Origin of the sequence: Wolbachia endosymbiont (group A) of Cydia strobilella (assembly GCF_964026745.1) — a bacterium.
GTDB classification, from domain to species: Bacteria; Pseudomonadota; Alphaproteobacteria; order Rickettsiales; family Anaplasmataceae; genus Wolbachia; species Wolbachia pipientis.
Genome location: NZ_OZ034694.1, coordinates 407588 through 432736 on the forward strand (window position 1 = coordinate 407588; position 25149 = coordinate 432736).

At 34.7% G+C, this 25149-nt stretch carries 22 protein-coding genes; 12 read left to right on the forward strand and 10 right to left on the reverse strand.

The window, feature by feature from the left end; genetic code table 11:
• The first annotated feature begins 588 nt into the window (after positions 1 to 588).
• The 3 genes from AAGD76_RS01990 to AAGD76_RS02000 all read left to right on the forward strand — a co-directional run bounded on the left by AAGD76_RS01990 (position 589) and on the right by AAGD76_RS02000 (position 2965).
• Entirely contained in the window at positions 589 to 1122 is a 534-nt protein-coding gene (locus tag AAGD76_RS01990; RefSeq protein ID WP_174515881.1) for an HK97 family phage prohead protease, read from the forward strand.
• Between the two features lie 135 nt (positions 1123 to 1257).
• A complete protein-coding gene (locus AAGD76_RS01995; protein WP_341820292.1) occupies positions 1258 to 1797 on the forward strand; it encodes a hypothetical protein in 540 nt (179 codons plus the stop codon).
• Positions 1766 to 2965, forward strand: coding sequence for a hypothetical protein (locus AAGD76_RS02000; RefSeq protein ID WP_341820293.1), 1200 nt, complete (start codon positions 1766 to 1768; stop codon positions 2963 to 2965). Before AAGD76_RS01995 ends, AAGD76_RS02000 begins: the two co-directional genes overlap by 32 nt.
• On the opposite strand, the gene AAGD76_RS02005 is transcribed toward AAGD76_RS02000, so the two are convergent.
• Together AAGD76_RS02005 and AAGD76_RS02010 are read right to left on the reverse strand one after the other, a co-directional pair.
• Positions 2949 to 4124, reverse strand: coding sequence for a CCA tRNA nucleotidyltransferase (locus AAGD76_RS02005; protein WP_010962599.1), 1176 nt, complete (start codon positions 4122 to 4124; stop codon positions 2949 to 2951). The genes AAGD76_RS02000 and AAGD76_RS02005 overlap by 17 nt on opposite strands.
• Positions 4125 to 4211: 87 nt before the next feature.
• A complete protein-coding gene (locus AAGD76_RS02010) occupies positions 4212 to 5156 on the reverse strand; it encodes a hypothetical protein (protein WP_341820294.1) in 945 nt (314 codons plus the stop codon).
• Between the two features lie 117 nt (positions 5157 to 5273).
• On the opposite strand from AAGD76_RS02010, the gene ychF reads away from it, so the two are divergent.
• The 6 genes from ychF to AAGD76_RS02035 all read left to right on the forward strand — a co-directional run bounded on the left by ychF (position 5274) and on the right by AAGD76_RS02035 (position 13183).
• On the forward strand, positions 5274 to 6368 hold the full coding sequence (gene ychF / locus AAGD76_RS02015) for a redox-regulated ATPase YchF (RefSeq protein WP_341820295.1): 1095 nt from the start codon (positions 5274 to 5276) through the stop codon (positions 6366 to 6368).
• Positions 6361 to 6489 carry a hypothetical protein gene (locus AAGD76_RS06420; RefSeq protein WP_410529689.1) on the forward strand — a complete coding sequence of 43 codons (129 nt, stop codon included), beginning with the start codon at positions 6361 to 6363 and terminating at the stop codon, positions 6487 to 6489. The genes ychF and AAGD76_RS06420 overlap by 8 nt, the downstream gene beginning before the upstream one ends.
• A gap of 146 nt (positions 6490 to 6635) precedes the next feature.
• Positions 6636 to 7829: an ankyrin repeat domain-containing protein gene (locus tag AAGD76_RS02020; protein WP_264329703.1), complete on the forward strand. Its 1194-nt coding sequence runs from the start codon at positions 6636 to 6638 to the stop codon at positions 7827 to 7829.
• On the forward strand, positions 7822 to 9627 hold the full coding sequence (locus AAGD76_RS02025) for a pentapeptide repeat-containing protein (RefSeq protein WP_070356815.1): 1806 nt from the start codon (positions 7822 to 7824) through the stop codon (positions 9625 to 9627). Before AAGD76_RS02020 ends, AAGD76_RS02025 begins: the two co-directional genes overlap by 8 nt.
• Entirely contained in the window at positions 9611 to 10216 is a 606-nt protein-coding gene (gene gmk, locus AAGD76_RS02030; RefSeq protein WP_341820555.1) for a guanylate kinase, read from the forward strand. The genes AAGD76_RS02025 and gmk overlap by 17 nt, the downstream gene beginning before the upstream one ends.
• Positions 10217 to 10510: 294 nt before the next feature.
• Positions 10511 to 13183: an ankyrin repeat domain-containing protein gene (locus AAGD76_RS02035; protein WP_341820296.1), complete on the forward strand. Its 2673-nt coding sequence runs from the start codon at positions 10511 to 10513 to the stop codon at positions 13181 to 13183.
• Here the strand turns inward: AAGD76_RS02035 and sdhA are convergent.
• The gene (gene sdhA, locus AAGD76_RS02040) at positions 13155 to 14954 is read right to left on the reverse strand and encodes a succinate dehydrogenase flavoprotein subunit (RefSeq protein WP_341820297.1); all 1800 of its coding nucleotides are present in this window, start codon (positions 14952 to 14954) and stop codon (positions 13155 to 13157) included. The two genes, AAGD76_RS02035 and sdhA, sit on opposite strands and share 29 nt — an antisense overlap.
• Positions 14955 to 15717: 763 nt before the next feature.
• Positions 15718 to 17148 carry a glutamate--tRNA ligase gene (gene gltX, locus AAGD76_RS02045; RefSeq protein WP_341820298.1) on the reverse strand — a complete coding sequence of 477 codons (1431 nt, stop codon included), beginning with the start codon at positions 17146 to 17148 and terminating at the stop codon, positions 15718 to 15720.
• Positions 17149 to 17297: 149 nt separating this feature from the next.
• Here gltX and AAGD76_RS02050 point away from each other — a divergent pair, with 149 nt between their 5' ends.
• Entirely contained in the window at positions 17298 to 18053 is a 756-nt protein-coding gene (locus AAGD76_RS02050; protein WP_341820299.1) for an ankyrin repeat domain-containing protein, read from the forward strand.
• A 72-nt stretch (positions 18054 to 18125) separates the two neighbouring features.
• Positions 18126 to 20102 (forward strand): acetyl-CoA carboxylase biotin carboxylase subunit, encoded by a 1977-nt coding sequence (locus AAGD76_RS02055; RefSeq protein ID WP_341820300.1) that lies wholly within the window; start codon positions 18126 to 18128, stop codon positions 20100 to 20102.
• Here AAGD76_RS02055 and AAGD76_RS02060 read toward each other — a convergent pair.
• The 6 genes from AAGD76_RS02060 to AAGD76_RS02085 are packed head-to-tail and all read right to left on the reverse strand — an operon-like array spanning position 20051 to position 24654.
• Positions 20051 to 21079 (reverse strand): COX15/CtaA family protein, encoded by a 1029-nt coding sequence (locus AAGD76_RS02060; RefSeq protein ID WP_341820301.1) that lies wholly within the window; start codon positions 21077 to 21079, stop codon positions 20051 to 20053. The genes AAGD76_RS02055 and AAGD76_RS02060 overlap by 52 nt on opposite strands.
• Positions 21061 to 22659, reverse strand: a complete 1599-nt coding sequence (locus AAGD76_RS02065) for a glycosyltransferase family 2 protein (RefSeq protein ID WP_341820556.1) — start codon at positions 22657 to 22659, stop codon at positions 21061 to 21063. Before AAGD76_RS02065 ends, AAGD76_RS02060 begins: the two co-directional genes overlap by 19 nt.
• Before the next feature lie 14 nt (positions 22660 to 22673).
• The gene (locus AAGD76_RS02070; protein ID WP_065094793.1) at positions 22674 to 23150 is read right to left on the reverse strand and encodes a hypothetical protein; all 477 of its coding nucleotides are present in this window, start codon (positions 23148 to 23150) and stop codon (positions 22674 to 22676) included.
• An 8-nt stretch (positions 23151 to 23158) separates the two neighbouring features.
• Positions 23159 to 23638 (reverse strand): ATP synthase F0 subunit B, encoded by a 480-nt coding sequence (locus AAGD76_RS02075; RefSeq protein WP_010962584.1) that lies wholly within the window; start codon positions 23636 to 23638, stop codon positions 23159 to 23161.
• A gap of 3 nt (positions 23639 to 23641) precedes the next feature.
• A complete protein-coding gene (locus AAGD76_RS02080) occupies positions 23642 to 23869 on the reverse strand; it encodes a F0F1 ATP synthase subunit C (RefSeq protein ID WP_015587919.1) in 228 nt (75 codons plus the stop codon).
• Between the two features lie 59 nt (positions 23870 to 23928).
• The gene (locus AAGD76_RS02085; RefSeq protein ID WP_341820302.1) at positions 23929 to 24654 is read right to left on the reverse strand and encodes a F0F1 ATP synthase subunit A; all 726 of its coding nucleotides are present in this window, start codon (positions 24652 to 24654) and stop codon (positions 23929 to 23931) included.
• Between the two features lie 229 nt (positions 24655 to 24883).
• Between AAGD76_RS02085 and AAGD76_RS02090 the strand changes: the two genes are divergently transcribed.
• Positions 24884 to 25147 (forward strand): hypothetical protein, encoded by a 264-nt coding sequence (locus AAGD76_RS02090; protein ID WP_010962582.1) that lies wholly within the window; start codon positions 24884 to 24886, stop codon positions 25145 to 25147.
• Positions 25148 to 25149 lie beyond the last annotated feature (2 nt).

Consider the following 25149-nt stretch of genomic DNA (forward strand, 5'->3'; position numbering starts at 1 on the left):
AAATGCCAATACTTGACAGAGATAGTAAAAGACTAGCTAACTCGGGGATTCTTTGTCTTTTTTTCTGCTTGGTAAATTTCTTAAACATTTGCAGCGTAGGTTAGTTGCAATTAAAAGCAGCTAAATCTTGCTTGTCAAACGTTTAAAACATAAAAAACGCCAATATTTTAAAGCAGATAATAACCCCAGGGCTTCTTTTGCCTTTTTTTTCATTTGGTAAATTTCTTAATGTTTATAGCTAAAAGAGCCCAAGAGAGGTCAATGCCCCTGTGATGTCATTCCAGTGCTTGACACTGGAATCCAGCCTTTATTATGCAGCCACTTGGTTGAAATTAAGTCTTCTGGATCCCAGTGTCAAGCACTGGGATGACAAAAAAAGGAGGCTACTCGGATGACAGGAGAAGGTACTGCCGTCATAAAGGAACCAGTTTCAGCTACTTTCATGACATCGTTGTAACATTGTACCATATTACAATTTAGCGTTTTTAGTAACTAAGAAAAGTGCTTCCCCCTTTTAGAGCACTGCATATAATAGAATTATATCGCAGTGCATTGCGAAACAAAATTCCCAATACTACAGGAGGCTTTATGAATAAGAAATTTCTCTATTCACCATTGTCAATAAAAAGCATAGGAGAAAACGGTGTATTTTCTGGTTATGCTAGCGTTTTTAATATAGTTGATAAACAAAATGATCTGATATTGCCTGGAGCATTTAAGGAAAATTTAAACAGAAATAAAATAAAACTCCTTTGGCAGCATAATCCTGACGAACCTATAGGTAGTATCATAGATATTTACGAAAATGATGTTGGTCTATATATAATTGCACATTTACTTTTGGGTATTCAGAAAGCAGAAGAAGTGTATTTGATGCTCAAAACTGGGGCAATTAACGGACTTTCCATCGGCTATATACCTATAGAGTATGATGTTGATCATAAAAGTGGAGCTAGAGTGTTAAAACAAGTGGAATTATGGGAAGTCAGTTTGGTCACTTTTCCTGCAAACTTGGCTGCTCAGGTAATCAATGTGAAAAATCAGAACAATGAACAGGAAGTGTTAGCAAGAGCGATAGAAAAAGCAAATGCTGTACTTGCAGACATGTACATTTCTGCTTAAAGTGTATTAGGCGGGCAAAGACTTTACCATAATTTGACACCTGTGTTAGTATTTGTTTAACATTTATACTAATATATATAATTTTATTACTATTAAAATTTTCTGTAAATTAAAGTTAAAAAATAAGGTAATTTTATGCTAAATATTAATAATAAGGTTAATTATGAAATTAATATTAAGCGAAAGGAAAAAAAATACAGCTGGTCTACTGTATTTGCTTGGTTATATCTAAAAACGATTGGACGAATATTGCCCAAGAGATGGAATAGATGGGCAGAAAATATTTTGTACTACGATAAAACTACTGCAAACAATGAAGTTCAAACTGATGCTTTTAAGACAATAGATGGAAGTGTTCAAGTTGACTTAAAACCTGAAGTTGTAGAGAAAGAGAGCCAAAGTGTAGTGATAAACAAAGATGGAGGGGTTCAGACTGATGGAGTAGCATTGATAACAGAGGAAGATGATGAAGCATTAGAAGAACAGCTGGAGGGCATAAATCAGGAATTAGAACTTGAACGTTTACAAAATGCTTCCTTAAAAGAAGAAAATAGAGAATTACGATCTGCAATTGAAGGACTTGAAAAGAATTATAAGGGACTTACAGAAGATGCAGGCGAACGAGAAGAGGAACTAACCAAACATGATAATAAGAGAGCAAGGAGAAGAAATTGAAGCTACTAGGAAAGATAATGAAAGTCTGCAAGCACAAATAATAGAACTTAAGAGTAGGTTAAAGGACAAGGAGGATAAATTAATTGAATTGAATCAACAATGGCAAGCTAGCAAATTAGTGGCTTTACTTAAATCACAGACTGATAAATTGTGTCAGGCTAAAGACAAAAATACTGAATTAGAAAATAAAGTCAGTGACTTAGGTCATGAAAACAAAGCTCTACGATTAAGTGTGAATACATTGACTGCTCAATTGGGTGAAATGGAGAACTTGGGAAAGCAATTACAAAGTGTTCAAGAATCTAAACAACAATTGGAGATTGATTTAGAAGGTCAATTGAAAGCTGACACTAAGAAACTACAGGAAGCAAAAGAAGGTCAATTGGCTAAAAAGGCAGGTGCAGTGAGTACAGTATCTACTGCAAAATCAACTCTTTCAAAATTACGAAACTTGCCCAATAAGCTTTCTAGGGATAAGGGTCTCAATAACTTTTTATCTGGGAAAAACGAGGAGTTAAAAAAAGGTTTTCCTGAATTTAAAGAGAAACATTTTTGCCATAACGTGCTTAATGAAACTATAAAGTCTCTATCAAATCAAGATGATGGCAAATTTGAAAGCAGTAAGCTGCTTGAATTATTAGAAAGTAATTTGAAACAATCCGCAAGGGAGATCATAGAAGCTAAGGTTAAAGAAGTTGTCAACGAACATTGTAACATTGGAAAAAATATGGGTAAAGAACTACGAGATGACACGTTAAAAGCCAAGTTGTCACCTTCTGTTAGAAAATGCGTAAAAAAATTAGAATTTAACAAACAAGAAGGGGTAAATAAGATTGTAGACTCTATCTTGCACAGCTTTAATAGCAAGAATAATAATAATAACGACTCAGGAGAATTGCTTAAAGAAATTGTTACAGGAAAATTAACAGAGGCTAAAATGAAATGTTTTTCAAATAAGATTCAAGAGTTACAACTGGCATTAAGCATAAGAGATAAATTTTTATCTCCAGATCAGGGAATGTGTAATCAAACTCAAGGAGGAGTAAACGAATATCAATTAACAGAAAAAGCTAAAAAAGAACATATACCTAATTCCTCTATGAGTTCCCCTAATATTGCAAGCATACATTCATTGAACAGTCAGAAAGCAGTTAGAATAGGTTCTTAGCATAAAGCACCAGCTCCTCTTTTGTTAAAGTGTAGGAGCTATCTTCCCAATGTTGTTTTAGCAATTCCAAGTTTCTACCTAAACTTTTTCCTGGCTGGTGACCTATACTTATTAAATCATCGCCAGATAAAGGAAATTTTGGAATATTGAATGTGTTAGCAAATGAAATGTATTCATCAACATTTTCTCCAGACTCAACACCACAAATTTTCACTAAATCACAATATAATTCTCTACCAAATAAAGATATGTATTTTTTTTGCTCTTTTTCTGAGAGTTCTGTTTTGATATCGTTGGATAGTAAAAATAGCAGCTTTTTCTTTTGCTTGTTCGAAAGACGTAAAAATTTGCTTACATATTCTCCAAGACTTAACCTGTCATTTTTTTTAGTAGCCCTAAGGAGTAACGCTAATTTTACTAGTGCATCAGTGCCCAAAAGAAGTGGCGAAGACAGAATTTCGCATTTTACTTCTTTTGGGATAATCTTTTGCAAAACATCAGATTCTTGCATGCTCTTAAGTGTTGGAAAAGGATCATTGCACTCCAGCAATTTAAGTATTTCATCTCTTATTCTCTCTCCAGAGAGGTTTTGGATCATATGCGAATGCTTTTTGCATACGCTTAGTATTTCATCACTCAAATCTCCGACACATATTTTTGCATGAAAACGAAAAGCTCTTAGAATACGTAGATAGTCTTCTTTAATTCTATCTTCAGCGTTGCCTATAAAGTTTAACCTTCGCGCTTTTAAGTCCTCTATACCACCAAAGTAGTCATATATATGGCCATGCTTATCTGCATACAGAGCATTAAATGTAAAGTCGCGCCTTGAAGCATCCGCTTGCCAATTATTGGTAAATTCTACTTTTGCATGCCTACCATCACATTTCACATCATGCCTTAGTGTTGTGATCTCAAAAGATCTTTGATTTAGAACTGCAGTGATAGTTCCATGTTTTAAGCCAGTTGGAATAGTTTTTATATTACGGAGTTTTAGCGCTTTAATCGTTTGATTGGGAAGCAAATTAGTAGCTAAATCGATGTCGTGAACATCACGCTGCAAAATTGAGTCTCTCACACATCCGCCGACAAGCCTAGCCTCACCACCAAATTCCTCTATGGCATCAATAATTAAACTAGTCTCATGGTCAACTTGCATTTAGGTTAGTACGTACTGCAAGTTCATATTATATGAAATGCTTGCAAAAGCCCTATATAAAAATATACAGAGCTATGAAGATTTATTTTACACTTCCAATTGTGATATTTGTTGTTGATGAAATGTTTTTTCTGTTCTTGATTCCTCCATACTACATCTTGGTGAGCTTGAAGGGTTTTGCTTCTCAGAGCGCTCTATGCGCTGCTTTATATCACTAACGCACTGCCCTACAACATCACCAATTTTTCCATCAGCATTTTCTGCCAATAACTTATCAAATCCCTTTTCAACCTCTGCTCTCTCAGAGATATCCTTTGAAAGGTTACAATATTCTAAGATCTCGTCTAGCTGCAGTTTTTTTGCTAATAGGAAATCTTCTTGTTCTTGCTCTTGTTTAAGTTTGGTTTCCTCTTGCAGTTGTTTTGCTAAACTTTTATTTCTATCAAGCAATGGTTCGAAATGCAATCCGCCTTTGTTTATTATATGCACAATACTACTATCATCATAATCAACTTTATTGTATTCACCTGCACTTTTTGAACCTGAATTGTCTATTAATTCATGCAAAGACAGATCTTGGTTATCAACAGTCTGGTTCTCTATAACATGTAGCTTTACCTTATACTTTTCACAAAGTATTCTGCCTTCAACGTCAGGATCACCCCACCTATCGTTACGCATAATGTTTGCTGTATAATCATCTACAGTTTCACTACGGTGCTGGCCATTGTTATCATGACTATTGACAATTGCATTTGTAAACCACTTTGGTGGATTCTTTTGCGCAAATTCCCTACAATCATTTCTTAATTTTTCGGCAGTAACTTGCTCTCCTGTCTGTTGTTCTAGACTTTGCCTGAACGAGTCAAAAAAACAGCTTCCATTACCAATTGCTTGTCCTACATAGAAATTGTCAGGGTAAGGGTTACTATTTAAAAGAGTTATTTCTTGCCCTGAGATCCTGGGCCTTTTTATTCCAACCTCAACATCATGAAAGTCACTTGGTAGTTTCCGTTTCTTAGCTGTAGTCATAGTTTTACCTTAATTTAAGCTATATATTACTATACTAACAAAATTGTCAATAAGCGACTAATTACGTATAGCAGAAATTTTTAAATTATGCAATAGTTATAATTTTACATAGCAAATATGAGTTTTAACTGCGGTATAGTTGGGTTACCAAACATAGGAAAATCAACCTTATTTAATGCGCTTACAGAGTCAAGTGCAGCCGAAGCTGCAAATTATCCTTTTTGCACAATCGAGCCAAATATAGGCAAGATTTCGATAAAAGATCAACGTTTGAAACAAATCGCAGCAATTGCAGGCTCAGAGAAGGTAATCTACAACCAATTAGAAGTTGTAGATATTGCAGGTCTGGTAAAGGGTGCGAGCAAAGGCGAAGGGCTTGGCAATAAATTTTTAAGCCATATCAGAGAAGTTGATGCCATCGTTCATCTGCTCAGGTGCTTTACGGATGACGATATCAGCCATATACACAGTAAAATAGATCCAATATCAGATGCTGAAGTGGTAGAAATGGAATTAATCCTAGCTGATATTGATAGCATAGAAAAAAGGCTTCCTCAATTGGAAAAGAAAGCAAAGCAAGGTGATAAAGAGCTAAAGAGACAACTTGAATTAATGCAAGAGGTTTTAGCTACTTTAAAATCAGGTAAACCTGCAAGAAGTTTGGAGAATATCGATGGAGATGAGATGAAGTCGCTTCAATTGCTGACAACAAAGCCCGTTATGTACGTTTGCAATGTTGAAGATACAAATGTTATAACTGGCAATGAATTATCTAAAAAGGTAGAGAGAATGGCAGAGGAAAATAAAAACAAATTTTATTGCATTTCAGCAAAACTCGAAGCAGATATTGCAAATCTTGATAGTGAAGAGGAAAAACAGAGTTTTTTATCAGAATTTGGCTTACAAGAATCAGGCCTTGATGGAGTAGCGCGTATTATGTATGAAGTGCTGAGTATGATAACTTTCTTTACTGTGGGCCCCAAAGAAGCACGGGCATGGCCAGTAAAAATAGGGTCAACAGCCGATAAAGCAGCAGGTGTAATCCACACTGATTTTGAGAAAGGCTTTATAAAAGCAGAGACAATAAGCTTTGCAGACTACATAAAGTATGGAAGTGAATCAGCTTGCAAAGACGCAGGAAAAATTCGCTTTGAAGGCAGAGATTACATCGTGCAAGATGGTGATATAATGCACTTTAGGTTTAATGTGTAGTTTATTATGCAGCCACTTATTTAAAGTTAAGTTTTCTGGATCCCAGTGTCTGGGCACTGGGATGACATCCTCCCTAGCGGAGATTGCTCTCAAATCACAATGTTCGTACAGTAAGCACTGACCACTTTGCTTCAATATTTGCGATGCCCCTGAACAGATACAAAAAATCTATTGTTTTTTTATAAATTAAATCCTAAGGCATTTTTTACTGTAGATTAATCATTTGATTATAGTATCATTTTAATTAAGCTTATGCTTGGGATATTTATGAAGAATATTTTATATTTTATATTATTAGCTGTCGTATTCGGATCACCCATCCTGTTTGCCGTAGAGCAGCTTGAAGAAAAGAAAATTGAATCAGTTCATAAAAACGAAAATGTAGGTGTAAGGAAGCAAGATAGCACAAATCAAAAAGATGAGTTAAAAAGCAACGTCGATGCTAAACAAACACAAGAGGCTGAGAGCAAAAGATTAGACGGCACTACCGATAAAGAGAAACTGCAACACAACGAGAACAAAGCTTTCGTGGTTGAAAAAACTATAAGTGAAGGTGAAAGGATTGATAAAGATTTGCCAAATGACCAGCTAGAAGGAAGCACAGACAAATTTGCTCAAAATTTACCAAATGTGGCCAATAAAGAAGTGAATAAAGATTTGAAACCAGAGCCTTTGCCTTTAAGTGCTGATTTAAATGAGAATACAGCTAACCCGCAAAAAAATCTACAAGCTGATCAGAGGATTGATATAAAAGATAATGAACTTTCAAAAAGTGATGCGAGTCAATTATTAGAGGGAAAAAAAGAAAAAGTAGAGAATCAGTCTGAAGAAAAAAAAGTGAAAGAAACAAACAGTAATTCCAAGGACCGCAATAGAGTAAAACCTATAACTAAAAAAGATGAAGAAGAGCAAAGTGAAAAGAAAAGTTTACAAAAATGGACAAAGCTAAACAGAGAACCAATAAAAGAATGGGGTCATAAAGACATACAAAGCAAGTCAATATATAAACGACAATATGATAGCCTTAATGAGCATCTTCCTACAACTGTGTTTATTGATGATTACAGTAAGCAATTTTTTTACTGCATTAAGAAGAACAACTTAACTTGCTTAAGAGGAGTAATAAGTAAGCTAGAAAAAATTGGATTAACAATTCAAGAGATACTAAGGTTTAGAAATAAATTGGGTGATACTCCTCTCATTTATTCAGTTAAACAAGGTGAGGTAGACATAGTGCGCTTTCTCTTATTACAAGGTGCTGATCTTAGAGTAGTTAACAATAATTTTCAATCCCCAATTGATATAGCAATCGAAAAAAAGCAGATCAATATAATAAATGCGATTGCCGAAATGATGCCACATCTTTTGGAGGATAGAAAAATAGACAATAAAGAAAGCTCAGCAATGTACGATTGGGCTGTGAAAACGAAAGAAATACAGTGCGATAAGCAAGATGATTAGATTTTTGATATTAATTTTAGTTGGTCATTTATGTTATGGAAACGAAACAAATGATGAAAAAAATCAGATTAGTGATTTTTTAAACGCTTTGCGTGATGCAAAATACGTATCTTACAGTAAAAAAGACTTTGCTGAATTTTTGGTGCAGTGCCACAAAGAGGGCGTGCCAGAAGATTTTAAGAAAGGTTTTGGTTCTAACTTAAATGGAGCTAATTTTAACCAACTGTACCTAAGTAAATCTGTTTTTGATGGAGTAAGTCTGATTGGTGCCGATTTTTCTAACACCGATTTATCCGATGTGTCTTTCATTGATGTTGATTTACGTGGTGCTAATTTTTCCAATGCTAATTTACATGGCATTAAAATAAAAGGTACAAATTTGAGTTTTACAAAATTTGTTTCTGCAAACTTAACAGATATCGTATTTGATCAGTCTAATGTTAGTTATGCTGATTTTATCAGTTCCGATCTCAAAAAAGTAAGTATGCACAACGTAATTGGTTTGCATACTAATTTCTCGAATGTGAAAATGAATTTCTCCAACTTATCAAACTCGAATGTTAGCCACGTAAATTTTAGTGATAGTGAAATAAACGATACTGTTATGCAGAAAAACAACCTTGATAATGCAAGTTTCTTTGGAGTGGATGCATATAAATTAAAGATACAATTTTCTTCATTAAAAAATGCTAACATATATGGTGCAGAGTTAAAAGAATCAGACTTTACAGGTAGCAATCTTTCCGATGCTTGCCTTAATTCTTCTATCATAATTAACAGTAACTTCGACGAAACTGATTTAAGCAACACACAAATTTCCTATGTGAATGACGATAATTCAAGTTTTGTTCAATCTATACTAAATGGTTCCAAGATAAAACATGCATATGTTTCTGAAGCAAATCTTCATGATGCTGATTTATCCAATATTGATTTTAGTTTTAGTGAACTGCATCAAGTTAATGTCTCTAATGCTGACATTCGTCACGGAAAGTTTCATAATACTAAAGTTGCAAATTCTAACATGAATGGCTCATTTTTTGACCATTCACTATTCACCTATGTGAAGATAGAAGATTCAGACCTTTCTACAACTTCAATGTATAAGATAAAAATCCAAGACTCTCAAGTTTATAACAGTACACTTTCTCGCCATAATATTGATTCTAGTGAAATAGAAAATTCAACATTCTTTAATTTATTAGCTGATAATTCGAGTTGGTCCAATTTAAAAGTAACTAATTCAAATTTTATTGAAAGCGATTTCAGATCTTCTTTGCTTCACGCTAATGCCTTTAGGAAAACTAGTTTTTTTCTTAGCAATTTGAGTAATTCAACAATTAGTGATATGTCTTTTCACTCTTCAAGCATATATAAAAGTTCAGTTGCTGATGTTCATTTAACAGATTGCAAGTTTGATAATTCGATTTTGATTGACAATCAAGGACAGAAAAAACTTGCAGGGTTAGAAAATGCTATAACTTCAATTGGAGATTTGCAAGAGAAAATATCACAGGGTGAAAAATTTAATGTAAATTATTCTTACTTTGAATTTAAGAATATGAATTTAGAAAATGCCGATTTTTCTAATTCAACATTGAGTAGAGCAAAGTTTGTAAACGTTAATTTGAATAAGGCAAATTTTGAAAAGACCGATTTGCGCTATACTGTCTTTGATAACTCTTCTCTCATTGGCACCAACTTATCAAATTCTAATTTAGAAGGTTCTAGCTTTTTAAACTCTGATCCAAAAAGCACCATGTTAAAAAATGCAAAGAAAAATGACCGTAAAAAGTGAGGGCGTATTATTGGTTCTATCCTCCCCTTCTGGAGCTGGAAAAACTACTATATCAGCAAAATTACTTGAGCAATCAACTAATTTAGTTAGGTCTGTTTCTATGACTACACGCAAGCCTCGCCCCGGCGAAATAAATGGAAAAGACTATTTTTTCGTTACCGAAGAAAAATTTCACGAGTTATGCAAAGCTGGCCAAATGCTTGAATACGCCAAAGTTTTTGAGAATTTTTATGGTATACCAAGAAATTTTATAGCGCAAAACCTGAGCAGTGGAATAAGCGTTTTACTCAGCATAGACTGGCAAGGAGCATTTCACTTATTCAAGCTCATGAGAAAAAAAGTTGTGAGTGTTTTTATACTTCCCCCTTCAATGGAAGAGCTTAGGTTGCGTTTGCAAAAGCGTAATAGTGATGATGCAAGCGAAATAGAGCGCAGATTAGCCGAAGCTCAAAAAGAGATAAGCAAACGTGATAAATATGATTATGTAATAATCAATGATGATATTGATAAAAGTGTAGAAGAGATAAGCTCCATACTAAATAAAGAAAGACTTAAAAAACTAAAAGAAAAACCAAGTCTGGAAGACTGATAAAAACATCAATTTGGATATTTGCAGCTATAGTTTCTTATCCTATTTTAGCCAATAGCACATTTCACAGTTTAGCTATATTTATTATTTTTTAAGATTAAATGGTTAAAATAGTAGCAACTGTTCAAGTGAGGTTTAACTATGACGGCAAATTTTCTCACAGAAATTAATTTTCTGCCTTTCCACCTATATTTTGATCACATATACAACGTTTAGCTCAATTTAAAAGTCAAACTTCTTGGTTGTTAGTTTAGTGCTGACAACTTAAATAGCTTTTAATATTGAGGTTTTAGTATGGGTATAGATATAACTGCACTAACTACTAATGCAGATAAATTAGGTGAATGCATAGATAAAAATAAAAAGCAAGAGCAGGATAGAAAAGACGAGCAATTGTATGGCATTATAGAGAGAAAGGTAAAAAAAGAAGAACACAAGCATGAAAAACCAAGAGGTCAAGATGGAACCCTCAAGAAGTGTAAAAGGTTATTTGAAAAAGATGCTAGTCCTGAAGTATTAACTAAATTAGAAGAATCACTTAGAGAACAAGAAAAATATTATAGGTATTATGTCCAATGCTTCCTTCCAGTGCTAGATAAAGCAATAGAACGATCGAAAAAAATATCAAATGAAACAAAAGAGCGAGTAAAGCAAGCAATTTCAGAAATTACTTATAATAGCAGATATTGTTTTACCCACAACCGTAGGGACAGCGAAACAGAAAGTGGCTACGGCAGTGATGTTGAAGATGATCATGAAGTAGAAATAAGCAACGAAATAACAAATAACAATGCTCTACTACTAAAAGCGATCAAAAATGGAAATAACAGGGAATTTAGAAAATATCTAAAAGATTGTACGGATATTAGCAGCATAAAAGATGAGAAAGGAAATAATATTTTACACCTAATAGTTACACAATTAGAGAAAAAACAAAAGTTTGATTTTTTAAATACAGTACTAAATGTGAGTAAGAAGGAAGAACTTAAAGCACAACTTGAAAAAGCTGTAAACGATAAAAATGGCAACGGTCAAACACCACTGCAAGCATTGTTACTTAGTAAAGTAACAAAAGAAAAACATAGTTTTGAGACTACACCTAGAAAAATTTTAACACCTTTAAAAAAACTTATACCACACTACGATAATACAATAGTATCTGCTATACAATTGCTCAAATTAGGAGCAAATATTGATGATTTGCAGTTGTCTAAAGAAGAATTACAAGACTTAAAAGAAGAGCAAAAGACATACTATCGTAATTTCTTAGAAAAATTAGCAGAGTCAGTAAAGAAGTCTAAGTTAGACCAAAAGACAGAAAACTCGGTAGTAATTAAAATCGCGAAAATTACCGACGGTGGTTACCCATTACATAAAGCAGTTTCAGATAAAAATATAGATAGATTTAATGATTTGCTACAGAGAGGTGATGATATGACTACTAAAAATGCAGATGGTGATACGGTCTTACACTGTGCTGTGACATTAAAGAAAGAAGCAAAGTGTAACTTTACTCAGCTTATACTAGAAAAAAACAAAGAACTGGTAAATACTCGAAACAAACAGCAAACACCTCTTCACCGATTACTTCAGTATATAGAAAAAAAGAGCGGGAAACAATCATGTACAGGTAAAAATTTTGAAAAAACTAAAAGGTATGAAACCCTAGAACTATTGCTAAAAAATGGTGCAGATATTACTGTGCAAGATAAAGATGAAAAAAATGCTCTGCACTATATTGCTTCATTCAAAGGAGAACAAAAAGTTGCATGTTTGAAGTTGACTTTAGGTAAGGATGAATTTAGTAAGGCTATAAATGCTGTTAACGGGAAAGAGCAAACACCTCTTCATCAGTTGCTTCAGCATATAAAAGAAAAGAATGAGGATCGATCATGTACAGATAGAAAATTTGAAAAAACAAATAGATATAAAGCCTTAGAGTTATTTTTACAAAACGGTGCAGATATTACTGTGCAAGATAAAGATGGAAAAAATGCTCTGCACTATATTGCTTCATTCAAAGGAGAACAAAAAGTTACATGTTTGGAATTGATTTTAGGTTTAGTAAAAAATGGAACAATATCTAAAGATAAATTAGGTAAAGCTATAAATGCTAAGAATGGAGAAGGGAACACACCCCTAGAATTGGCATTAAAGAAAAAAGCAGAAAAAAGAAGTATCGAACACCTATCGCAAGAAACAATTTTTGATTTAGCAACTAATTATGATAATACAACAAAGTTTTGTGCAGCATTATTACAAAACGGTGATTCTGGTTCTTTGTGGTTAAAAGATCCAGAATTCCATACTAAAAAGTACTATTTAACTTTACGAGATCTAAAAGATTATTCAGGGACTCCACAGAAAGCACAGGAGAAAGCTAAAGAACTAAAAGAGAAGCTTGAAGAAAAATACCACTGTAAAACTGCTTCAAAAAAATGCAAGTCTGGCATTAAAGAAGCAGGTTCTGGTATAAAAAAAGGAGTATCTGCTGTAGCAGGATTCATAGATCCAGCAAAAAGGACCCGCGAACTGTTAGCAATCACGATAACGATTACTGTTATTGCAATGGTAACATTTGCTTTCTTTCAGGGTCAAATGGCAATTGGAGCAGCCATTCCTATCATAGCTACTGCTGGAGTTATATGTCTTACTTTAACTTTAGGATTTAGTGGTATTAAGAAACTTTTTGAAAAATCAACCAACAAAGCACAGGACACATTTAACGACAAAAACCGCTCTAATTCAACAACAGAGCAGAATCAAGCTTCGAAGAACCTTGTTAATAATGATCAACAGAATTTAAGGAATGAGACTAAAAATCAAGCAGTACAAGAGTCACCAAATCAATCAGAGCATACTGAGAGTCCTCCAGACACTAAAATGAGTGCCATATCAATATATGAACTCGTTGAAAAATTGTGTAGGGATAGTGTAACTAGTAAACCCTCTTCTCTGGCGCTATGAAATCAATCTCACCGCTCAGAGTTTTTTCAGCCACTTTTTTATAATCAATTTTTACGTTAATTTGCCCTTTCTTTTCTTCAAGCCACGCTATAGTGTGCTTCATCCAGTTTTTGTCATCACGTTCAGGAAAGTCTTCACGAGCATGGGCACCTCTGCTTTCCTCGCGATTAGCTGCGCATTCCATGGTAATAACCGCTTGTGGGATCATGTTAGCAAGCTCCAGTGCTTCAACTAAATCACTATTCCACATCATACTGCGATCCTCAAGTGAAATATCAGGCATCATTTTTGCTACCTTTTTTATAGCTTTTTTGCCTTCTTCTAAAACTTCAGCAACACGGAACACTGATGCGTACTTTTGCATAGTGTTCTGCATTTCACTGCGTATTTTTGCTACTTTTAGCCCACCGGAGGCAAATCGCGTTTTATTAAATCTATCTACTATCCAGTCTGTGCAGTCTGAATGCAATTTTTTATGTGGTGTACCGGATTTTAGTTTCTCTCTTGCTCTGAGCGCTGCAGCTCTACCAAAAACCACAAGATCAAGAAGCGAGTTAGAACCAAGTCGATTTGCACCGTGCACAGAAACACATGCAGCTTCTCCAATTGCAAATAGTCCATCTACCACTTCTTCCTTACCTTGCTTCAGCGTGATCACTTCTCCATAATAATTGGTTGGAATGCCACCCATGTTATAGTGAACAGTCGGAATGACCGGTATTGGATCTTTAGTGACATCAACTCCAGCAAAAGTTCTTGCGGTTTCGCTGATGCCCGGCAATCTGAGTTTTATTACTTCCGGATCAAGATGCGCTATAGTTAAATACATATGATCTTTTTTTGGTCCAACCCCCCTTCCCTCTCTAATTTCAATTGTTATTGCGCGACTTACCACATCACGGGAAGCTAAATCTCTTGCTTTTGGTGCGTAACGTTCCATAAACTTCTCGCCCTGAGAATTAACGAGGTACCCCCCTTCACCACGGCATCCTTCTGTCATCAGGCACCCTGAGCCATATATTCCTGTTGGATGAAATTGTACAAATTCCATATCTTCAAGTGGTAATCCAGCCCTTACTACCATGCCATTACCATCACCTGTGCAGGTATGCGCACTTGTTGCAGAGAAATAAACACGTCCATATCCACCTGTTGCTAACACCACTCTATGCGCACGAAATCTATGTAATGTGCCGTCGCATAGCGACCAAGCAAGAACTCCGCAGCATGTTTCGCTATCCATAATTAAATCAATCACAAAGTATTCAACAAAAAATTCAGCGTTGAATTTAAGACACTGCTGATATAGAGTGTGAAGGATTGCGTGCCCAGTCTTATCTGCTGCCGCACAAGTGCGCTGCGCTGATTTTCCTTTACCAAAGTGAGTTGTCATTCCACCAAAGGAACGCTGGTATATTTTGCCATCTTCTGTACGAGAAAAAGGTACGCCAAAATTTTCAAGTTCAATAACAGCTTTAGCAGCGTTTTTACACATATATTCTATTGCATCTTGATCACCAAGCCAGTCTGAACCTTTTATTGTGTCATATGCATGCCAGCGCCAATCGTCTTCACCGATATTACCTAAAGCTGCACTAATTCCGCCTTGTGCTGCAACTGTATGACTTCGTGTAGGGAAAATTTTAGAAATGCAGGCAACTGAAAAATTAGTTGCAGCCATCCCAAGCGTTGCTCTGAGCCCTGCTCCACCTGCACCTACTACTACCACGTCATACTCATGTTCTATGATCTCATACGCTGACTTATCCATATTTACTTATTTTATCATTACAGGCTTATGATATCACAGAAGTAGAAAAAATCTATACAAGTTTTCTATAGTTAAGACGTCATGCCGCCGCGGCGCTAACAAGTAGCGGGATGACAGCAATCCTACGTCATACCGCCGCAGTATCTCAGCCACTAACACGTAGCGGGATGACGAGCTTATTGTCATGCCGCCGCGAACCGTCATACCGCCACGAACCGTCATACCGCGATTCATTCGCGGTATCTCTAGATCCCGCTAACAAGCAGCGGGATGACGATTGTCGTTTAGCTATAAATATTAAGAAATTTACCAAACGAAAAAAAAGGCAAAAGAAGCCCCGTGGTTATTATCCGCTTTAAAATATTGGCGTTTTTTATGTTTTAAACGCTTGACAAGCGAAATTCAGCTGCTTTTAATTGCAACTAACCTACGCTGCAAATGTTTAAGAAATTTACCAAGCAGAAAAAAAGACAAAGAATCCCCGAGTTAGCTAGTCTTTTACTATCTCTGTCGAGTATTGGCATTTTTTGATGTCTTGTAACGCTTTATAAGCGCGTTCAGCTTATTTAGATAAAAATCTAGATGTAGATGAAGTTTTGTAAAGACATACAGTATCTATATACTGCAAAAAATTGAACATAAGACGCCGATACATTAAGTAATCCTTACCTTTTAATCTGCAGATTGGCGAAAGCAAATACAATAGCTTCAGTTTCATGATAAGGGGGCTGGCGAAGGATGTCAAGTAATTTTCTTATTTCATTTAAATTGCTTGTAACCTTCTTATACACTCATCTTTACCAAGAATCACCATGATATCAATGATTCCAGGTGCATCCATTACTCCAGTTATAGGGGCGCGTAATGAGTGGTATACATCGCTTATTTTCATATCGTGCAATTTTGCACATTCCTTGATCTGAGAAGATAAAAAACCCTTATTCCAATTTTCATCACCGATCTTTGACAGAAATGACGCGAGTAACTTGATTATATCGAGGTTAGATTTGACAATTTGCTCAGCCTCTTCACTTAAATCAAGTGGCGGATCTTGAATATAAAATTTTGCTAAATCCAATAATTCGGTCAGGTAGTTTGCTCTTTTTTTTAGCTCTGTCAGTCCCTGCAGTAAATAGCCCTTTTTTTTGTCAGTTAGAGTATTTTCTCTAAGCATTAGAGTCAGAATATCTTCATTGCTCATATTACTAATATAGTGGTTATTCAAATGCTCCAGTTTTTTGAAATCGAGCCGTGCAGGTGAACGACCAATACTTTCTAAATTAAACCACTCTATTGCTTGCTCATCGCTAATAATCTCATCGTTGCCGTGACTCCAGCCAAGTCTCAGCAAGTAATTACGCATCGCTTTTGGCAATATTCCCATCTTTTCATAATCGCAAACGCTTGTGGCACCATGCCTTTTGGATAGCTTATTCCCATCTTCCCCATGGATAAGCGGCACATGTGCAAAGCGTGGAATGTCAAAATCAAGAGCCTGGTATATTAGCAGATGTTTAAAGGTATTAGTGAGATGGTCAGAACCGCGTATTATATCAGTTATTCCAGCATCATGATCGTCAATTACGACAGCAAAAATATATGTTGGAGTGTTGTCAGAGCGTAAGATCACTATATCATCAAGCTGGTTGCTATTTACTTTGATTTGGCCGTATATTTTATCATCAATAACGATCTCTTGTGAGTCTGGCACTTTGAAACGGATAACTGACCTCACACCGGATGTCATTCCAGCGCGTGACCACATATTTTCTTCTGGATCCCAGTGTCGGCTACTTGGATGACAAGAAGGAGGTTTTGTAGTACATTTATGCTTGTATATCTTGCCCTCTTCTCTTGCTTTTATTTTCTTTTCTGCAACTTCATCTTCAGGGCAATAACAGTGATACGCCCTACCCCTCTCAACTAAAAGGTTTGCTACTTCAATGTGCCGCTCTATTCTTTTTGACTGATATACTATTTCCCCATCATAGCTCATACCGAGCCATCTTAGCCCTTCTATAATTGCATCAATTGCTTCTTGTGTTGAACGTTTTCTGTCGGTGTCCTCAATTCTTAGCAAAAACCTGCCACCATGATGCTTTGCATAGAGCCAATTAAATAACGCAGTACGAGCTCCTCCAATGTGCAAAAATCCTGTTGGTGATGGAGCAAATCTCGTGACTATACCTGGCATATTTGTCTGTTACAGTAATGTAAATGATGATAGCTAAAATTTATGTTTGTAACAATTTAGAATTTATTTGTTCTGAGAGATAAAATTTACTTGTTTTTCATAAATTGTGTTGTATAACTTAGTATTGGTTGAGTATAGCGAGGTGAGTTATGGATGGACTTGTAGATATAGCAAAATTGCTTTCAGATAATGAAGCTAATATCAATTGGCGTTACACCGGCCCTTTTGATAAAACAAAACAAAGAGTACAGGCAGGTAATCTCCTGCATTTAGCTGCAAGAATACAAAACAAAGGTAAATTTGTAGACATTTGTAAGAAGAACATTGCTTCTGTAACTGCGCATAATGAATATGGAGATAATCCATTTCATGAAGCAGCAAGAAGTGGAATTTTGCTGCCTGCAGTACAAGAGATTGTGAATGACTTAGAGAAGGAAGCTAATAACAAAATTACGAAAGCAGAAGAAGCTGGAGATCGGAAAGAAGTAAGCAGATTGAAAGAGGAACTCAAATGTAATAAAAAATATATTAAAGATGCGCTCTGCAGTAAAGGCTATGCTTTTAATAAGAAGAGGGAAACTCCTCTTTATTACTTAAATGCTGCACAACAGAAAGAAATTAAGCAAATCGCAGGCATAAAAGACAGCTTTATATGTAACCAGAAGTTTCACCTGTGCTTATATATAATAGGAGCGATAGCATGTATCGCTGCTTTATGTTTGTCTTTATACTTTTTATTTTTAGTTTCTCAATCTTTTGCACTAAGCTCGATGGTTGCAATAGCTTCTGGCGGAGTCACATACCTGTCAGTTAAAGCATGTAGCAAGATACATGCCTTGCATAACGAAAGCACTTTAGTGGAAAATGCTAATGTACAACTTGCAGGAGAAAGTTTAGGTGTTTGATGAAGCTAGAAATTACTTGCAGGCAATGATATAGAAATTTACTTTCTTAACTTCAGAAAGTATACTCATACGATGATAGAAAAGAAGTACAGTAAGATTTTAATAGCAAACAGAGGAGAGATTGCCTGCAGGATTATCAGAACTGCCCATAAGATGGGTATATCTTGTGTGTGCATATACTCGGATGCAGATGTAAATTCTGTGCATGTAAGACAAGCAGATGAGTCAAGATATATCGGCCCTTCGCCATCTTGCCTCAGTTATTTAAACATTGAAAAAATATGTGAAGTAGCAGTTGAAACAGGTGCGCAGGCAGTTCATCCTGGCTATGGTTTTTTAGCAGAGAATCCAGATTTTCCACGTGCTCTTCAAAAACATAATATAGACTTCATCGGCCCCAGTGCAGAAACAATAGAAGTTACAGCCAACAAAATAACAGCAAAAGAAGCGGCAAGAAAAGCTGGAGTGAATGTAGTGCCAGGATATATGGGTAAGATCAGCGATGCTGCCCACGCAGCTCAAGTTGCTAAAGAGGTCGGTTTTCCCGTTATGCTCAAAGCTGCATCAGGCGGTGGTGGCAAAGGAATGCGAATTGTAAACTCCAAAAAAGAAATTGAACTAGCATTTACATCAGCCACAAATGAAGCAGAGAAAAGTTTTAAGGATGGCAGTATCTTTATAGAGAAATATATAGAGTTGCCAAGACATATTGAAATACAAATCATAGCAGATAAATATGGCAATATAGTTTGTCTTGGAGAAAGAGAATGCTCGATACAAAGGAATAATCAGAAAATAATAGAAGAAACGCCAAGTCCATTCATTAGTGAAGAAGTAAGACAAAAAATGTATGTTCAATGTGTTTCTCTGGCAAAGCAAGTTGGCTATTTTTCAGCAGGCACTGTTGAGTTTGTTGTAGATAAAGACCAAAACTTCTATTTTCTTGAGGTAAATACGAGATTGCAAGTTGAGCATCCAGTAACAGAATTTATAACTGGAATAGACATAGTAGAAGAAATGATTAGAACTTCCTGTGGAGAGAAATTGAGATTCAATCAGGATGATATTAAACTTACTGGTTCTGCAATAGAAAGTAGAATTTGCGCTGAAGACCCATCGAAGAAATTTTTCCCTTCCAGCGGAAGAATAAAATATTACGATAAACCGGGTGAAAATGATTATGTAAGAATAGATGATGGAGTTGCTGCAGGTTCAGAAATTAGCATGTTCTATGATTCGATGATTGCCAAAGTGATAACATATGGAAAAGATAGAGTAGAAGCGATCAGCAGAATGCAAAAAGCATTGTCTGAATGCTATATAGAAGGAGTAACAAATAATATAGAATTTCTAGAATCCATCTTCCATCACCCAAATTTTATCGCAGCAAAGCTCCATACGAGATTCATTCCAGATCATTACCCTAGTGGGTTTCACGGCGATTTTGTTACAGAAGAGTATATTAAAATATTTATTTTCACTGCGTTATGTATTCATTTAGAAAATGAAGAAAGGTATTATCATAAGGCAGTGAATGAAACGCTTGTAGTTGTAATAAATGACAATGAGTACTCTGTAAACGTAAAGTACCAAGATAATATATTAACAACAGTATATAACCACAATACATATTCTGTAGTAGGCAAGTGGAAATCAAGTCATAAATTACTATATATTACAATTAATGATGATGCTGATATAACATTTAAAGTAGAAAAACAAGGCAGTAAATACTTCATAAGACATGCAGGCATGAAAGCTGAGTGTTGTATATTTAAGCCTCATGTAGCTGAATTAAGTAGGTTAATGCTAAATAATGAAACAGAAGGGATTTCAGCAGATGCTGTAAAATCCCCAATATCTGGCTTATTAGTTAAATTACACGTAAATGTAGGAGATCAGGTAGAAATAGGACAACCTTTATTTGTTGTGGAAGCGATGAAAATGGAAAATATTATATGTGCTGAAGCAGCAATGGTGATAAAAAATATTCCCGTTCAAGAAGGAAAAAATGTGCAGATTGGTGATGTAGTCTGCTTTCTTAAATAACACAAGAAGTATAAACTTGACCCAAACAAGATAAATGAAAACACTTGATGAGCTATGGCAATGGCTATTGGTATGTGCAATAATAGAGTAATTACACCTAAAATGATCTGAATGATAACGGAGAGCAGCATAATATATACCGGTTTTAAACTGGCATTTTTTATTGTGAGTATTGCTGTCAGAACTAATATTAGCAATGCCAGTGCTCGATGTATAAATTGCACTGTTGCTCTGTTCTCAAAGATATTTAACCATGTAGGCTGTAAGAAAAATAAATCTTCTGGAACGATTTGTCCGTCCATTAGTGGAAAGGTATTGTAAATTAGACCAGCATTTAATCCTGCAACAAATGCGCCGAAAATTATTTGTATCATGATCAGAACTAAAATAATTCCTACGTAGTACTTGGTGTTACAACTAATCTTAAGTTTAGTTTGCTTTGGCCTGATTTGGTAATCAAAAAATTGATATGAAAATAATGCAAAGATAATTAATGCTAATAATAAGTGAAGTGCGAGCCTATAGTGGCTAACATGAGGCTTGGCTACCAAGCCGCTTTTTACCATATACCAACCAGCAAAAGCTTGTAAAGCTCCAAATAATAATGCCACAAATAGCTTTATTACTACCTTTTTAGATATTTTTCTTCTTAATGTAAAATATATAAATGGCAGGACAAAAACTAAACCTGTTAGTCTTGCAACCAATCTGTGTACATATTCTATTAAGTATATAGCGCGAAACTCCTCCATACTCATACCATAGTTAAGTGCTTTATATTCAGGTGTAGCTTCGTATTTTAATTTTTCTTGTAGCCAGTCTTGTTCACTCAGTGGTGGTAATGTTCCAGTAATGGGTTTCCACTCCGTGATTGACAATCCTGCTTTTGAAAGTCTGGTAAATCCACCAATCCCCACCATGAGAATTACCATAATACAGCAAAGAAAAAGCCAAATAGCTACAGGTTTTGCTTCCATAAACCATGTTTAGTTTTGTTCCATCGCTCAGGGTAAAAAATAAATTCCCACAAGGCAAGAAAAGCTGCAATGCTATGTAGCAGACTATAGATCGGAAAAAATATCGATACTATATAAAAATAAAAAGGCATCTTTTGCTGTTTGACAGCTATTACCAAAAGAATCAGGTTAGTAATGTATACCACTACAAAGTAGTACAAAAATAATTCATTTAAAACTTTAGTTAATATCAATGAAAGCAGTAAAAATGGAGTAGTAAAAAATATAAAAGCTGCAGAGCCAACAAAAAGATTCAATAGCAAAATTCCCTTAAATCCAGTGTGTTTATAAAGTGACTTTATATTTTTTAAATGAACAATATAAGTTTGCATATAGCCTTTGATCCAGCGCGCTCTTTGCTTAATCCAAGCAAATACAGCAATTGGTGACTCTTCCAATGTTTCTGAGTCAATCATCCTGGTTTTATATCCCATTTGCGCAAGTCTCAAACCGAGGTCAGCATCTTCGGTAACACTGTAAGCATCCCAGAAAAACACTTTTTTTAGAATTTTTACTGAAAAATGATTACTGCTACCACCCAAAGGCATTGGCATGTTCATTTTTTGGAATCCAGGCAATAAGTATTGAAACCAGTTCATATACTCCAGAGAAAAGGATTTTGTGAGAAAATTATAATCACAATTATAGTAATTTAATTTTGCCTGTACACAGGCTAACTTATCGTCGCCCTTATTAAATTCAATCAGTGCTTTTTTTAACTGCAATGGGTCTGGTTTATCGTCCGCATCATATATTACTGCATACTTTCCTCTAGCAAAGCTCATAGCATAATTGCATGACTTGGCTTTTGTTCTAGGCAAAGAATGAGGCACTTTTATTACTTCAAAATACTGCGGTAAAGTGTACTTTTCTATAGCTGCTAGCGTTTCTTGGTCATCACTTTCTACCTGAAGCTTCACATCTAATTTTGATTTTGGATAATCCAAACTTTCAATGCTTTCGATCAATTGCTCTATCACTGCACTTTCTTTAAAAGCAGACAATAAAATAGTATATATAGGAAAATCTTCTTCACTCAGCTTACTATAATCCACTTTTTGGTTGGAGGTTTCACATAAGTTAAAAATTGTAGCTATAAACTTGAATAAATAGCTAGAACATCCGATTATAAATATCAACATCAAAGCAAAATATGTATATTTCTCTGTTAGTGTTAAAATTGAAGTTACAATAAAGAAAGAAGCAAAAAATATTGAGCTTAGTTTAATGCTTTTGGCTGAAAAATTAGGATTCTTGTAATATAAGTAGTTGCTTGCAAATTCTGAAATACCAAAGTGCGAGTTAAGAAGATTTAAAATCTGTTCGCTATCCACTTTTATTAATACATAGTCAATACCGTAATGAGCTTCGACCCAACGGTTGATATCTCGGCTTGTGTCTTCAACCATAAAAAAAGTAGTATTATTTAATTTTTGCCAAGGAATTATATTAAATTTATAGTAAAAAAGTTTCTCTGGCTCTTTGCACAAACTAGAATCAAACTTAATTTTTTCTACATTATCAGCTTGAAGTATAGGCAATTGTTGCATTGAACCTAATGCAATTTTTTATTTAAGTCACGTGAAAATGAAGATATGACCTCGCTACTACGCTTATCATCTTTACGTTCATGCATTATTTTTTTTACAGCATCAGCAGCTATATTCGCTGTGTTAGCCTGTAAATCTCCAAGAGCTTTTTCAACTTGGTCAGTGACTTTCTTCAAGTTAGAATGGGCATTGTCATCTAATGTCTGATCTAGCTGCTGTCTATTGTGCTTAATGATACTATTAGCTTTATCAAGTGCTTCATTCATCATTTTATTAACTTCTGCATCTAATTCTTTGTATTTTTTAGAAGATTTTTTGTAATACTCCAACATATCTTTCCTGAATTTTTCAGTTTCTTCACTTGAAAATTTGCTTTTGTTACGCTTATTGTTAAGCGCATTTTTTATCACTTTCTTTAGCAATTTATACGAAAGGACAAAACTTACCAAGAAGGCAAGACCGATAATCAGTGATGTAGACATAAAAACCCCTAAAATTCTTTGGACACCAAGTCAGCAATAAATTCCTCTTCAATTTCAGAATTAGTCAATTTAGTATAATAAATTAAAGCAATACTAGTAGCCATTTGTTTTAACTGATCAGTATATTCAGATTTAAATTCTGCCACTTTTTTTTCAATAAGCTTGCTCTTTTTTTTATCTTCCTCTTCTAATATATTCTTAACATTAGCTCTCATTTCTTCTACCTGAGCAAGTGCATCATCTATGATTTTTTTTGCCTGTATTCTAGCTTGGGTTAAAGCTGCGTTATACTTGGTAATCTGATCTTCCGTAAGTCTTAAAAGATGAACAGAACTATTAAAAGAACCCAATACTTCTTTACTTCTAGTGCTTATTATTTCATCTAACTTTGGCAAAAATAAACAACTTACTACGAAAAAAAGTGAAGAGAAAAAAATTAAAAACCAAAAAACTTGAGAAAAGAAGGTTGAAACATCAAGCTGTGGCATCTGTTAAGCAGCAAATATTAATAACATTGCAAGTACAAACGCAAGCAATCCCATGATTTCAACCATGGCAGCACCAATATAAACATAACTTTTCATTTTACCTTCTGATTCAGGGTTTCTCGCAATCCCATTTAACACAGCAGAGAAGATATTAGCTATACCTAAACCAGCGCCGAGCATTCCAAACACAGCTAAACCAATTGCTATAAATTTTAAAGCTACTAAATCCATATATTACCTTTAATTATTTCTTTATAATATAATCGTAAAATATTCTACAAGGAAGTCAATTACTTTACTGCATCTGACAAATATACACATGTTAATATAGTAAATATATAAGCTTGTAAAATTGCAACAAATACTTCAAATCCTATCAATGCAATTATGAACAAAAACGGCGCAGGAGTGAAAAATATGTTCATATTTACAATAAACCCTGCTATCACTTTGATGATTGTATGACCAGCAATCATATTTGCTGCAAGCCTTATTGATAGGCTAACCGGCCTTACTAAATAAGCAAACAACTTAATAATAATTATTATAAGTGCAAGCCACGAAGGAGTTCCTTTTGGTAGCAATATGCGTAAAAATTCTACTCCCCTTTCTTTAAATCCAACAATCGTTATATAAATAAAAACCACCATCGATAAAGCGAAGGTGACTATCACATGACTTGTGACCGTGAAACTATAAGGAAGAACACCAACTAAATTACACGATAAAATGAAAATAAACACTGTAAATATCAATGGAATGTGCTGCAAGCCTTTGCTTCCAGTGTTATTTTCTATTATTGAAATAACAAAATCATATACATACTCAACTGCAGCTTGCAAATATCCTGGTATTACTGCCCCCTTCTTTATTCCAAAAAGTAAAAAGAGTATCACCAATATCACCGAAATCATCGTGAAAAGAGATGAATTGGTAAAGCTTACGTCATACCCAAATAACCTAGGTAACTCTATTACCGTATATACTTTAAACTGTTCCAGCGGATTTAATGCCATTTTAATCTGAATTATAAACAGTAAATAAAGTATGAATTTTATAGGACAAAGTCAAGAATTAAGATAAGGCTCTGTATTATTATAACATTAACATATTAACAAAATATGTAATTAGAATGTTAATTACAGTCAGCTCTGTATTTTAAAATTTACTAATCTTGTTAAATTATTCAATATCTTGACTTAATATCTTATTTTGATTATAATTTAATTTTTAGTGAGGTATATAATGAACGAAATAGATTTTATTAACACTAATCATCCTTTAAATTTGGAGCAGGAATTTGGTAACGGATACATCGAATCAGTAGATTGTTTCCTTGACGAAGATACTCGCGATTATTACATAGGACTCAACAATGCAATAATACACTTCTTTTTTGATGGTAACATTGATGAGGATGCCTGGGATTATGAAAGTCTTAAATTCTTTCTGGAGATAGATTTAAAAGGTGATATAGAAAAAATTCTTTCTCTTCGCAAGAAGATATAAAG

Excerpts from the sequence above, each read along its gene's own strand:
- sdhA (WP_341820297.1), bottom strand. The coding sequence starts at position 14,954 with ATGGATAAGTCAGCGTATGAGATCATAGAACATGAGTATGACGTGGTA.
- AAGD76_RS02050 (WP_341820299.1), top strand. The coding sequence starts at position 17,298 with ATGGATGGACTTGTAGATATAGCAAAATTGCTTTCAGATAATGAAGCT.
- AAGD76_RS02020 (WP_264329703.1), top strand. The coding sequence starts at position 6,636 with ATGAAGAATATTTTATATTTTATATTATTAGCTGTCGTATTCGGATCA.
- ychF (WP_341820295.1), top strand. The coding sequence starts at position 5,274 with ATGAGTTTTAACTGCGGTATAGTTGGGTTACCAAACATAGGAAAATCA.
- AAGD76_RS01995 (WP_341820292.1), top strand. The coding sequence starts at position 1,258 with ATGCTAAATATTAATAATAAGGTTAATTATGAAATTAATATTAAGCGA.
- AAGD76_RS02090 (WP_010962582.1), top strand. The coding sequence starts at position 24,884 with ATGAACGAAATAGATTTTATTAACACTAATCATCCTTTAAATTTGGAG.
- AAGD76_RS01990 (WP_174515881.1), top strand. The coding sequence starts at position 589 with ATGAATAAGAAATTTCTCTATTCACCATTGTCAATAAAAAGCATAGGA.
- AAGD76_RS02075 (WP_010962584.1), bottom strand. The coding sequence starts at position 23,638 with ATGCCACAGCTTGATGTTTCAACCTTCTTTTCTCAAGTTTTTTGGTTT.
- gmk (WP_341820555.1), top strand. The coding sequence starts at position 9,611 with ATGACCGTAAAAAGTGAGGGCGTATTATTGGTTCTATCCTCCCCTTCT.
- AAGD76_RS02055 (WP_341820300.1), top strand. The coding sequence starts at position 18,126 with ATGATAGAAAAGAAGTACAGTAAGATTTTAATAGCAAACAGAGGAGAG.
- AAGD76_RS02070 (WP_065094793.1), bottom strand. The coding sequence starts at position 23,150 with ATGTCTACATCACTGATTATCGGTCTTGCCTTCTTGGTAAGTTTTGTC.
- AAGD76_RS02025 (WP_070356815.1), top strand. The coding sequence starts at position 7,822 with ATGATTAGATTTTTGATATTAATTTTAGTTGGTCATTTATGTTATGGA.
- AAGD76_RS02035 (WP_341820296.1), top strand. The coding sequence starts at position 10,511 with ATGGGTATAGATATAACTGCACTAACTACTAATGCAGATAAATTAGGT.
- AAGD76_RS02085 (WP_341820302.1), bottom strand. The coding sequence starts at position 24,654 with ATGGCATTAAATCCGCTGGAACAGTTTAAAGTATATACGGTAATAGAG.
- AAGD76_RS02060 (WP_341820301.1), bottom strand. The coding sequence starts at position 21,079 with ATGGAAGCAAAACCTGTAGCTATTTGGCTTTTTCTTTGCTGTATTATG.
- AAGD76_RS02005 (WP_010962599.1), bottom strand. The coding sequence starts at position 4,124 with ATGCAAGTTGACCATGAGACTAGTTTAATTATTGATGCCATAGAGGAA.
- gltX (WP_341820298.1), bottom strand. The coding sequence starts at position 17,148 with ATGCCAGGTATAGTCACGAGATTTGCTCCATCACCAACAGGATTTTTG.
- AAGD76_RS02000 (WP_341820293.1), top strand. The coding sequence starts at position 1,766 with ATGATAATAAGAGAGCAAGGAGAAGAAATTGAAGCTACTAGGAAAGAT.
- AAGD76_RS02010 (WP_341820294.1), bottom strand. The coding sequence starts at position 5,156 with ATGACTACAGCTAAGAAACGGAAACTACCAAGTGACTTTCATGATGTT.
- AAGD76_RS06420 (WP_410529689.1), top strand. The coding sequence starts at position 6,361 with ATGTGTAGTTTATTATGCAGCCACTTATTTAAAGTTAAGTTTTCTGGA.
- AAGD76_RS02080 (WP_015587919.1), bottom strand. The coding sequence starts at position 23,869 with ATGGATTTAGTAGCTTTAAAATTTATAGCAATTGGTTTAGCTGTGTTT.